Below are 10,301 nucleotides of genomic sequence, written 5' to 3'. Positions count from 1 at the left end.
AGTTGACGGCGACACGCTCAACTGGGCCGCGTAAAGGCGGGGTTGAGGGTGCACACTGGCGCCGTGGTTGATCCGATCAGTGCTGCGGCCTCTTCCGCCGCGAAGACCGTGACGTCCGCCCTGACGAAGCAGCTTCAGTCCAAGGCGGGTGTACGGCTGGGGAGCAGGAATGAGCGCCGCCAGGTGTATGCGCGGTTCCAGGCGGCGGTGACTCAGGCTCACGCCGGTGCGGCTCGCTGGTACCTGGAGATGCGCCTGTACGCCGTGTTTCTGGGCAAGCGCCGCAGACCCCTGGTCCTGAGTCCGAAGGGGGCTCGGCGAGCCACGAGCGAAGCGCTCGGCCAGATGTCCCTGAATCACACCGAGACGCTCCAGGCCTATCTGGACCTGCGTCTCGTGGCGAATCCGCGGCCCCTGGAAGCGGCCGACGTGGTGCTGGAGCGGCTGACCGCCGTGTTCGACCTGACGGTGGCGGCCACGGACGACCAGGTCAATGAGGCGATCTTCCGAGTCATCGAGGCTCAGCGTGAGTTCACCGATGTCTGCCGCGACGACCTGTGGTACCTGCCGACGCGATGGCAGGTGTACCGGGTCGCGTGGTGGAAAGCCAGGCGTTGGCGCCGTCGGCCCGCTGCGGCAGCCAGTTCGGATTGACCGACGGCCCGGGACGCCACGGGTGGTGGCGCCCCGGGCCTTTCGGTGGGCGGGGTGACAGGGGCCGCTCTTCAGGCTTGCGACAGCCTCGCCGGTTCGTAGGCCCGTAGGCCAGTCCGACAACCCATCCCTTCGCGTCACCCCTTGGTGGGAATCCTTGGGCCCGGCCGGAGTTCAACCCCTCCCGGGCGCACGGGTTCGCGCGGCCCGCCCCCGACGCGGGCGGTGTACGGCCGCCCGGTACGCCTTCCCCTGGAGGGGCTCACCGGCATCGTAGACGAACGCGGAATCAGCCCCCCACCGCGAAGGTCCTGCTGGCATCGACTCGGTGGACCAGCCCTGCGTCAGCAAGGTTGATCAGGTCCCGGCGGGCGGTCTGCGCGTCAAGGGGCCTGACGCCGTCGCTCTTGACCCCGAGGACCTCATAGGCGGCGAGAGCGCGCTTGCCGTCCCAGACGCCGCCGGCGCTCCGCATCAACGCGAGGAGTTGCATGGCACGCGGCGCGGTGGTGGGTGCCAGAGCGTGCTCTGGGACGGTCGGCGGTTCGGAGATGGCGAGTACGGCGTGGGTGAGTGCCGTGAGCAGGTGGTTCGTGCGATCTGGCCCGTCCTCCTGCCAGCCGTCGAGCAGGGCGTCCAGGGCGGCTTCCCGACGGCTGGTCGGGCGGGGCTGGTCTTCCTCTTGGGGTGCGGTGGGTTCGGGCATGGCCGTCACGGCGGTCATTCTCCCTCTGTCCTGCGGTAGCCGCGGCGTCCGGCGAGAGCCTCGGTGACGGTGGCGCCGTACCACCGGTTGGTGCCGCCCTCGGTGTCGTCGGGTTCGGGCCAGCGGCGGCGGGTGAGGTCGGAGCGGATCGTCCCGGCCCTGATGCCGATTCCGGCGTCTTCGAGCTGCTGGGCGGTGTAGAGCCGCGTCGGTTCCAGGTCGGCGACCTGGCGGTCGATGTGGTCCCGGATGAAGGCGTCGACGTCGGCCGGGTCGTACAGTCTCCATCGGCCGCGGCGCTGCGGGAGTGGGTCGGGCCACGCGGGGTGTCGTGTCCAGGTGTTCTTCACGGTGGTCAGGGGCCGGCCGGTGCGGCTGGCGATCTCGGCGACGGTCTCGGGGGCGCGGTCTACCATGAGGTTCTGTCCTTCTGTTGAGGGATGGATCGACCGGTGAGGGTTTCGCAACGGCGCTCGCGCGCTGAGGCTTCGGCCTGGCCCTCACCGGCCTTGTTCTTGATGTGGGGCTGCCCCCGGCTGGATGCCGGGGGCAGCTGCGGTTATTTCAGTTTCGGCTGCTCAGGAGCCACAGGTGGAGCCTCGTGAGCGCCTCCTCTGCGTAGAGGAGGTTCGCGGAGATTCCTTCGATCCTGTTGAACCTGTACTCGTGCTCCGAGCAGAGCATGTACAGGTCGACCGCTGCCAGCCAGTGGATGCATCCGGTGTGCAGCTGCGCTGCCTGCATCTCACCGAGCGGCTGGTCGGTGGCCAGTTCGTCGACTCGGATCACCGCAGGGACGGCTTCCCTGCTGGAGATCCGCCCCTCGACGGGGAGACGGAGCGGGCTGGGGAGCAGTCCGCAGACGTCGACGAGGATCGAGTAGACCTGTGAGATTCCGAGGGCGAGCACCCTCAGCATCTCTTCCTCTCGGTCAGCCATTGTGGCCTTCCTTCCCTCTGTTGAGTTGAGATGGATCGGAGGGTTGGGGTTCGCAGCCCCTCACCTCTGAGTAGTACTTTACAGCATTGGAGTAGTGGATTGCAACACCCATGGGTGTGAAAGAGGCCCCGGATTCCCGACGGAGTCCGAGGCCTTCTCGTTACGCCAGCTGCCAGCCGGAGAGCCGACCGTCCTCCCCCACGTCGGCCGTCAGGCGGCTGCCGGGCAGCGACTCGACGGGGACGCCGACCGCCGCCGCGATCTCGTCCGCCGCGTACCGTTCCGGTTCGGCGCGCTCCGCCGGCGGTACGTCGGCGACGACCTCGGCCTGGTCGCCGACGAGCAGCAGGACACTGACACGCGCTCGTTCGCTGATCATCTCGTTCATCCTTCCGTTGGTGGGACCGGCGTGCCGAGGGGCACGACGACATCGAGGTAGGCCCGGGTGCCGTCGCTGTTCCGCATGGGAAGGTAGCTGGCGGGCCCGCAGTGGGCAGCGTTCTGCAACGCGGCGACCAACTGGCGGACGGCCGCGTCGTCTCCCATGAGGCGGACCTGGACCGGGGACGGCCCGCTCGGGCGGCCGTCAGCGGCTGGCTGTCGGCGGTGCTTGGGTGTGCGGTCGCTGCGGCGGGTAGGTCGGCCGGTCACAGGCGTCCGCCTTCCTTGTGCCTGGCGACGTGGGCGTGCGCGGCGGCCATACACGCTTCCCACCCGGCGCGGTCCAGGACCGCCGACCGGGCGATGAGCAACGGGACGCCGCGGCTGCCGCACGGCCGACATCCGGCGCTCCACGCGCGGCCGGAGGGGGCGTTGCTGAATCCGACCGGCGGGAATGTCGCAGGGCGGACTTGCAGAGGGGCGGTCATGAAGTCTTCTCCCGGTGCTTGGAGTTCTTGTCGTCGTACCACTTCGCGATGTGCGTGAGGTGCCAGGTCAGGTCGTCGTCCGGGCATCGGTACGCCCGGCGCTCGGATTGCAGGCCTCGGAGCTTGACGACGCGTCGGATCGTCACGTCGACGATGGCGGCCTTCGCACGTGCCTCCGTCGGGTAACGGCGCTTCTCGCAAGAGCAGTTGGAGGCCGGAGGCCGAGGGGCGATCACCCTGCGGCCGGTCAGGAACTCCCCCAGGTCCGCAGGCGCGATGGCTCGCCAGCGTGGTTGACGTTTCGGCGCGGCGGGCAGCACGTACGCCTTGGTCTTCTCGCCCCGTACGGCGATCGCGATGACGGCGGCCCCGTCCGGCTGGAAGCCTTCCAGCCGTGCGCGGTCTTCCGTGTGGGTGAGGAACGGCTTCCAGCCCGACCGGTCTATGAGGGACTGGTAGGGGCTGAGCCGCAGTCTCGGTGGCTGCTCGTCGACGTCCTCCTGCGGTGGGGTCGGCTGGGCGGGCGGCGGCTCGGTCGGCTGAGTGAGGTCGGCCAGGACCGTGGCACGGGTGGCTGCTTCCTCCGGGTTCAGGACGTGGTCCCGCGCGATCGCCCGCCATAGGCCCGGCGGCCGGGGTATCGGCGCGGTCAACGCTTCCGCCGGGCGTACCAGCGGGCGACGCGGAGTAGCAGGCGACCGCGCCTGGTCGACCGAAAGAGCGCGTCGATCTCGTCGTTCAGCCGGCCGACGCGCAGTTCCACACCAGCCCGGCGCAGCTCACCTTCCGTCGGGCCATGGCCGTCCCGGCTCATTCGCCGATCACCTCCGCGTCGTCGGCCAGCTGGAGGCCAGCTCGCTGACAGAACTCGATGAGGGTCATCTCGCCGTCGAGGCGGTCCCCGGTGTCGAAGCGAGCGACGGCGCCGTCCGGGATGCGGGTCCAGTTCTCAGAGTGCTCGTCGGCGTAGGCGTCCGCGGTGCCGATGCCGGACCGGTACCGCAGGTACAGGTACTGGCCGTCGACGGTCCAGGCGTTCCACTGCGAGGGGACTGCGGTGCAGGTCCTGACGGTCCGCGCGAGGACGATCGGATGCGGCTCCGCGAGGACGTCGGGGGTGATGGTCTCGCCGTCAGTGCCACGGAGCGTGCGGCCCTCGCGGAGGTGGACGATGTCCGCAAAACCCAACGTGCCGCCCTGGCAGTCCATCTGCGGCGGGCAGGCTCGCGACGCGCCGGGCGTGGCCAGGCACAGGCAGCGGTGCCAGCGATTCGGCCCGTGCTCGACGCTGGTCTCGCACTCGACGCCAGGGGCATGCTGGGCGTGCCCGCAGCCCGGGCACTGGCGCGGCATCGTTCGCGGAAGCGTGCACGTGTCGTCGCCCCCGGCGCACCGTACGCCGTCGTGACCGGCCACGTGGACATGCTCGCCGGCCTTCACGGCCTGGTCGACGATCGCCTCGATGATGGCGGCTTTGCCGGTGCCGCGCGGACGCTCGGCCAGGGACTCGCCGAAGTGCCGCAGTGCCTCCGCCGCGTAGGCGATGCCGGCTGCCGAGATGCCGGTGAATCCGGTGGCCTGAGCGCGTGCGCGCGGGGATTCGGCACCAGCACCGGCCGAGGTGTTGCTGGTGCTGAACACGGTGACGTTGGCGTCTGCGCCGCTGGACCTGGGCGAGCTCAGCCACCACTCGTGGAACGCGGCCAGCTCGGCTTCCGGGATGACGTACGACTCCTCGATCACACCGTCGGGCCGCTGCCGAACGTAGTGCTCAGGTCGCACGCGTCCGCGCTGCACCTGGGCAAGCGAGCGGCTCACGTCGGGGTACGGGCGGTAGTTCATGCCGCAGCGCTCCAGATCACGACGGGTTGCGCGGAGTAGCCCTCGGCGACCTTGACGATGCCCGGGTTGATCCACATGACGGTCTTCAGCGGGAGGTCGAGCATTCTCAGCTGGAAGCCGGCCTTCTCAGCGGCGTGGGCGAGCACCGGATCGGGCCCGTAGTCGACGAGGATGGCGCGCATCGCGGAGCCGAAGTCGGGCTCGTCCGGGCGCCAGCCGTACTGGCCGATGTGCTGCTCGATCTCGTCGGCGAGGGCCTCGCGGAATGCCTCGATCTCGGCTGCGCTGCGCTGCCGCCGCACGAGCGCGGACACCGCGTTGGCGAGGGCCGTCGATTCCTCGGCGCCTCGGCCGTTGTCGTGCTCGGCCGGGCCGGCGAGCTTCTGCGCCCACCAGTCGGCGGCGGCGACGGCTTCGGGGCGCGGGGTCACGGGGTGGCACCTTTCGTCGGCAGCGGCTTGATGGCGTTGAGGAGGCGGATGACGGCATCGACGACGTTGCCCGACAGCTGGTCCCTGTCCGGATCCGCAAACGCGAGGTAATGGACGACCGGGTCGGTGGCGTCCGGCTCGCCCTCGGCGATGCGGCCGCTACTGGCCATGTACCGGCCGCCGTCGAGGTCGACGGCCGTCATGCAGCGCTGCTCGATGCGGCCGGGGACGTCCTTGTAGTCGGGCACCGAGCCGCCAGCCTGCTGTCGCCGGGCGGCTTCGCGGGCGACCGGGTTGGGAGAGTCGGATCGCAGGGCGTACGCCTCGTACCGGAACACCACGCCGATCAGCGGCCCCTGGAGCGGCCTCACCAGAAGGTGGGTCCCGTTGGGGCTGCGCGGCATTCTCGGGGCGGCTGCGGCTATGGCGGCGACTGCGGTCGGCGGGTGTCCGTGGGCCACCCACAGGACTTCCGGTACGGGCACCTCCGACAGGACCGGACCAGCAGGGCCCTTGTGCATGGTGAAGACGGCAGGCAGTTCGTCCCATTCGGTTCGGGAACGCAGGTGAGCAGTCAGCTCGCTCTTGATCGCGTCCACGGTGGCCGTGCTGATCACCGCTCAGCTCCTTTCTGGCGATACGGGGCGACGCTGATGGAGGTGATCTCGGGTGCCGTACCGCGCGGGTACCGGTCCCGGTCCCAGGCGCCGCGGTAGGCGTCGGCGAGGACCTCCAGCGCGCGCCGTACGGCGAAGCTGACCGAGTGACCAGCCTCCATGAGGACGGCGAGGTCGGCGTGCGCCTCGGGGGTGAGCCACCGGCGCAGTGGCTCATCGAGCGGGTCGCGCGGCGCAGAGACGGCATTTGGGGCGGGCGCATCCGGCGCGGGATCCGGCTCCTTGGCGGCCGGTTCCGACGCGGCCTGGCGCTGCGCCGCCTCGATCGCGGCGAGGTCCCGGCGGATCGTGTCCTTGCCAACTCCCAGCCGAGCAGCGATGGTCCTGGCGCTGATGCCCGGCTCCTGGCGCAGCAGTTCCTCCACCATGGCGCGGCGCGCGGCGATCGTGAGCGGCGCGGGCATGTTCACTGGCTCGCTCCGTCCGGATCAGTGGCGTGCGCCGAGTGGTCCCCTGCGGCGATCTGGTGCGCCAGCGGCCACGCGTCGGCGAGCGGGAAGCGGGTATCCGTGCGGGTCCGCTCGTCGAGGTCCTGGCGCTCGTAGACGAAGCCGCTCTGCCGGTCCCAGCGGCGCCCCTGGCGATCGCAGATCGCCCATCGGTCGCCGCCCTCGGTGCTGCGCCTTACCTGGAGCGGCAATATGCTGCCAGCCCACGGGATCTCGAAGACCGTGGCGTGCGCGAGTAGACCGGTGGGAGCAGCAGGAGTGGCGTCGCCCTCGGCCGGCGGGCTGCCGTCGGGGGTGCTCTTCTCGTTGCTGGCGTCGGCCATGAGGTTCAGGAGCTGGACCGCGTCGCCGCGACCGGGGTCGCACTCGTAGTCCGGCGGCATCGCGTTGATCGCGGCGGCAGCCTCGCGGAGGACGTGTGCGTCGTGCTCGTCGAGCAGGGTGTCAGCGTCCTCGGCGCTCACCTTGCCCATGAGGAGTGCCATCTTCAGCGGGATGCGGGTCTCAGCCATGATCGCCGTCCTCGTCGACCAGCAGCGCGACGGCCTGCTTCGCCGACATCAGGCCGTTGCGGTCGGAGACGGCCCGGCGGATCCGCTCGGCCTCAGCAGTGAAGCCGTTCGCGGCGAGCATCTCGGCGGCGTGCTTGGCGTGCCGGACTCCCTTCCGGGCGGCGGCGTCGGCGACGAGCTGGGCCGCCGGGACAGCGGCGATCCGTGCGGCCTCCCACGCGGCGGTACGAGCCCGGTGGAAGTTGTGACGCTCACGGGTGCCGCCGTGGCTGAGGCACGGCTCACCGGCGGAGGCCGCGCAGCCGAGTGGGGACGGTGGACAGTCCACGCTGCGCGGCGAGTTCTCCGGGGCGGGCATCACTGGTCACCGCCTTCGGTAAGGAACTCGGCGACCTCGTCCCAGCGGCCGGCCACGTTGCGCAGGAGCTGGCGCTCGGCATCCATGGCCCGGGTCGCCTGATGCCACAGGTCGACGTCCCGGCAGTCCCAGATCTCTTCCTCGATGAGCCGGTCCAGCAGCGTCGGCTCAAGGGCGTCGAGCTCCCAACTGCTGCGCCCGTACGCATGGATGTAGCCGGTGGCGCGGGAGTCGGTGAGCTTGGCCGGGTTGGGAGGCGGCTGATGCTCTTCGATCTGGTCCATGTTCAGGGCGATCCGCCGGACCTCGACGTCGGCCTCGAACAGGGCCAGGCGCTCGCGGATGTCCCGGGTCATGTCCACCCCGGACGGGTCGTGGTCCCCCAGGTGGATGATGACTGGCTTCTGCCCGGCGCTCTGGTAGCGGATCATCCGCTGGGCGGCTCCCCACAGTTCGGACTGTGAGGTGTAGCCGCGGCAGGAGAAGTAGTCGACGTCGTACCTATTGCAGACTCCGGCGATCACGCCGACGAGCGCGTCCTTCTCGATCCACACCTCGACGCGGTGCGGCTGGTCGGCCCATCGCTCGGTGCGGTAGCTGGACGCCGCGGACCGGATGACCGAGTGGGGGTTGTCCCAGTGCGGCAGGCCGCGCAGGTTGCGGGTGCGGTCGACGATGTAGTCCCAGTCGAGCAGTCCCGCCAGGCGCGCGTCGTTGATGATGCCGCCGAGGCGCTTGTACTCGGTCTGCTTGTTCGCGATCACATCGCGCGCGACGAACTGGTAGTACAACTGTCGCAGCGTCAGGTCGAATCCCTGCGCGGCGTACTCGCGGCAGATCCGGTCGGCCATCTCGATCAGCCGCTGGTGAGCGGCGGTGAACGTCTTCGGGACGTAGGCCTCGCGCGGCATCAGACCTCACCGTCCTCGGCGAACTCCGGCATGCCACGGGTGTCGAGGCCGAGTGGGGAGACGGCTGCGTGCATCTGGTCCATGGACCGGCTCAGCGACCGCGCGAGGCCGGCGGCGGTGGCGACGGCCGCACCCAGCTCGGTGACGGCCCTCTCGGGATCGCCGCCGCCGTCGACTGCGACGCGACCGTGTTCGTGGGTCCGCTTCACGGGCAGCAGGGTCTGCTCAATGGCCTGGGGCAGCATGCCCACCAGGTAGGCGAGGGAGCCGATCGCGTCGTACGCGTGCGGCGGGTACTGCCAGCCGTCGCCGGTGGTGATCGTGTCGTGGTTGAACTGGCGGATGAGGTCGCCGGCCTTCGAGGCGGTCCGGCCGGGTGTCGTCACGGCGTTCTCCAGGGGTGGGATAGGCCCGGCGGCCGGAAGCGAGTCTGTGCGCCGTGGCGCTGGTCGCGTGTCCGGCCGCCGGACGTTGGGCGAAGTGGCGGCGACGGGACTCGAACCCGCGACCCAGGACTTATAAGATCCGCGCTCTACCAACTGAGCTACGCCGCTTCGGTGTTGAGTTGTGGGGTGGGCCGCGCCCCGCTCGGGGGAAGCACGGGGCGCGGCCCCGGGGTGGCGACTGGGCTGGGGGGAGTCAGTCCGGCCGCCGGTCTGTGGTCAGCGGCGAGTGAGGAGCATCAGCCGCTTGTGGGCGCGAGACTTGAGGTCGTCGTCGGCTCCTTCGAAGGCAGCCGTGGCGCGCGCGATCTCCTCGGTCATGGACTTGGCGGGACGGCGGGGCGCGAGGTGGTCGACGTAGCCGGTGATGGCGCGCTCGGCGGCGTAGGCGGTGAAGCCGAGGCGCTCGCCCTCGGCGCGGAATCCGGCGTCCAGGAGGCCGAGCCGTGCCGCGAAGTTGTTCTTCTTGGCGTCGGTGGCGTCGTCGTCGAGCGGGTAGAGGTCGCCGATCACCTTGTGGAACTCGCTGATGGCGAGGTCGGTGCGGGCGAGGGCGGTCTCCTCTTCGGCGAAGCGCTCGAAGTACTGGGCCGACAGGCCGAGAGTGCGGCGCGCCTCCCTGATCTGGGAGGTGGCGCCCGCCGTGTGCCGGACGGCCCAGCGGGTGACGGCGTCGCGGACGGCGAAGCGTTCGGTGTTGGCGCAGACGGGGCGCCAGGGGGTGACGACGCACTGGAACTGGCCGTTGCCGGAGTGGTCGTTCATGACGGCCACGTATGGCACCACGATGTCGTTGATGCCGTCCGCGTCGACGGTGACGGTCTCGGGCAGGCGGATGGAGACGAAGACGCGCTTGCCGCCCCGGATGACTCCGGCGGATTCCCAGATGACGTCGAAGCGGCCGACGAGTTCCTGGAGGAACTCGAATGCCTGCCGGTTCTGGATGGGCTGGTAGCGGCGGCCGACGACGCCGAGCGGGGCGCCGGTGTCCGTGCGGACGGTGTGGAACTGGTCCTCGTGCTGGCGCAGTTCGCCGTTCCACTCGTAGAGGGCGGGGACGGTGGTGACGGTGAAGTCGAGGCCCCCTGCGCCGAGCACGGTGTCGATGTCGGTGGTGCCGCCGGGGATGATCTGCCCGAGGTCGTGCCAGGCCGGAGAGGCCGCGTAGAGGGCGATCGTGCCGTCCGCGCGGGAGTCCAGTCCGTGGTTGGCGATGATGGCGTCGATCTCGCCCTTGGTGTTGCGGGTGACGGTGAAGACCTCGCCCCGGTCCCAGCCGGTGAGGACCTCGTACCGGTCGCCGCCGATCATGCGGATCTCGCCCCGGTCGATGCGGCTCTTGAACGCGCGGTCCCGGCTGCGGGCGGCCTCGATCTGGCTGGTCTTCTCGGCGGCGAACGCGATGTTCACGTCGGCGGTCGGCATGGCACCCCCTCGGAGTTCGGTGGGGCTTTGTGCCCCGACCTCTGTAACCAGAGTACGAGAAAGTACTAGTTGCCACAAGTGGTTA

At 70.2% G+C, this 10,301-nt stretch carries 16 protein-coding genes and 1 tRNA gene; 1 reads left to right on the top strand and 16 read right to left on the bottom strand.

What is annotated here, in order from left to right; translation table 11 throughout:
• Positions 1 to 63: 63 nt before the first annotated feature.
• On the top strand, positions 64 to 654 hold the full coding sequence (locus tag MQP27_RS41225) for a hypothetical protein (RefSeq protein WP_242775298.1): 591 nt from the start codon (positions 64 to 66) through the stop codon (positions 652 to 654).
• A 289-nt stretch (positions 655 to 943) separates the two neighbouring features.
• Here MQP27_RS41225 and MQP27_RS41220 read toward each other — a convergent pair whose 3' ends face one another.
• The 16 genes from MQP27_RS41220 to MQP27_RS41145 all read right to left on the bottom strand — a co-directional run bounded on the left by MQP27_RS41220 (position 944) and on the right by MQP27_RS41145 (position 10,216).
• The gene (locus tag MQP27_RS41220; protein WP_242775296.1) at positions 944 to 1,378 is read right to left on the bottom strand and encodes a hypothetical protein; all 435 of its coding nucleotides are present in this window, start codon (positions 1,376 to 1,378) and stop codon (positions 944 to 946) included.
• Positions 1,375 to 1,776 carry a hypothetical protein gene (locus MQP27_RS41215; protein WP_242775294.1) on the bottom strand — a complete coding sequence of 134 codons (402 nt, stop codon included), beginning with the start codon at positions 1,774 to 1,776 and terminating at the stop codon, positions 1,375 to 1,377. The genes MQP27_RS41220 and MQP27_RS41215 overlap by 4 nt, the downstream gene beginning before the upstream one ends.
• A gap of 148 nt (positions 1,777 to 1,924) precedes the next feature.
• On the bottom strand, positions 1,925 to 2,299 hold the full coding sequence (locus MQP27_RS41210; protein ID WP_242775291.1) for a hypothetical protein: 375 nt from the start codon (positions 2,297 to 2,299) through the stop codon (positions 1,925 to 1,927).
• A 160-nt stretch (positions 2,300 to 2,459) separates the two neighbouring features.
• Entirely contained in the window at positions 2,460 to 2,678 is a 219-nt protein-coding gene (locus MQP27_RS41205; protein ID WP_242775287.1) for a hypothetical protein, read from the bottom strand.
• A gap of 5 nt (positions 2,679 to 2,683) precedes the next feature.
• On the bottom strand, positions 2,684 to 2,845 hold the full coding sequence (locus MQP27_RS41200) for a hypothetical protein (RefSeq protein ID WP_242775284.1): 162 nt from the start codon (positions 2,843 to 2,845) through the stop codon (positions 2,684 to 2,686).
• 319 nt (positions 2,846 to 3,164) lie between these two features.
• A complete protein-coding gene (locus tag MQP27_RS41195) occupies positions 3,165 to 3,821 on the bottom strand; it encodes a hypothetical protein (RefSeq protein ID WP_242775281.1) in 657 nt (218 codons plus the stop codon).
• A gap of 157 nt (positions 3,822 to 3,978) precedes the next feature.
• The gene (locus MQP27_RS41190) at positions 3,979 to 5,010 is read right to left on the bottom strand and encodes a hypothetical protein (RefSeq protein WP_242775278.1); all 1,032 of its coding nucleotides are present in this window, start codon (positions 5,008 to 5,010) and stop codon (positions 3,979 to 3,981) included.
• Positions 5,007 to 5,441 (bottom strand): BTG family protein, encoded by a 435-nt coding sequence (locus MQP27_RS41185; protein WP_242775275.1) that lies wholly within the window; start codon positions 5,439 to 5,441, stop codon positions 5,007 to 5,009. The genes MQP27_RS41190 and MQP27_RS41185 overlap by 4 nt, the downstream gene beginning before the upstream one ends.
• Positions 5,438 to 6,058 (bottom strand): hypothetical protein, encoded by a 621-nt coding sequence (locus tag MQP27_RS41180; protein ID WP_242775273.1) that lies wholly within the window; start codon positions 6,056 to 6,058, stop codon positions 5,438 to 5,440. Before MQP27_RS41180 ends, MQP27_RS41185 begins: the two co-directional genes overlap by 4 nt.
• A complete protein-coding gene (locus tag MQP27_RS41175; protein ID WP_242775271.1) occupies positions 6,055 to 6,522 on the bottom strand; it encodes a helix-turn-helix domain-containing protein in 468 nt (155 codons plus the stop codon). The genes MQP27_RS41180 and MQP27_RS41175 overlap by 4 nt, the downstream gene beginning before the upstream one ends.
• A gap of 2 nt (positions 6,523 to 6,524) precedes the next feature.
• A complete protein-coding gene (locus tag MQP27_RS41170) occupies positions 6,525 to 7,079 on the bottom strand; it encodes a hypothetical protein (RefSeq protein ID WP_242775269.1) in 555 nt (184 codons plus the stop codon).
• The gene (locus MQP27_RS41165) at positions 7,072 to 7,437 is read right to left on the bottom strand and encodes a zinc finger domain-containing protein (protein ID WP_242775267.1); all 366 of its coding nucleotides are present in this window, start codon (positions 7,435 to 7,437) and stop codon (positions 7,072 to 7,074) included. Before MQP27_RS41165 ends, MQP27_RS41170 begins: the two co-directional genes overlap by 8 nt.
• Positions 7,437 to 8,348, bottom strand: a complete 912-nt coding sequence (locus MQP27_RS41160) for a hypothetical protein (protein ID WP_242775265.1) — start codon at positions 8,346 to 8,348, stop codon at positions 7,437 to 7,439. Before MQP27_RS41160 ends, MQP27_RS41165 begins: the two co-directional genes overlap by 1 nt.
• Positions 8,348 to 8,734 (bottom strand): hypothetical protein, encoded by a 387-nt coding sequence (locus MQP27_RS41155; RefSeq protein WP_242775263.1) that lies wholly within the window; start codon positions 8,732 to 8,734, stop codon positions 8,348 to 8,350. Before MQP27_RS41155 ends, MQP27_RS41160 begins: the two co-directional genes overlap by 1 nt.
• A gap of 95 nt (positions 8,735 to 8,829) precedes the next feature.
• Positions 8,830 to 8,901 (bottom strand) — tRNA-Ile (locus MQP27_RS41150).
• A 109-nt stretch (positions 8,902 to 9,010) separates the two neighbouring features.
• Complete coding sequence (locus tag MQP27_RS41145) at positions 9,011 to 10,216, bottom strand: DUF932 domain-containing protein (RefSeq protein ID WP_242775261.1); 1,206 nt, start codon at positions 10,214 to 10,216, stop codon at positions 9,011 to 9,013.
• Between the last annotated feature and the right edge of the window lie 85 nt (positions 10,217 to 10,301).

Origin of the sequence: Streptomyces cylindrosporus (assembly GCF_022698165.1) — a bacterium.
GTDB lineage: Bacteria > Actinomycetota > Actinomycetes > Streptomycetales > Streptomycetaceae > Streptomyces > Streptomyces cylindrosporus.
This window is presented reverse-complemented; position numbering and strand designations above follow the sequence as displayed.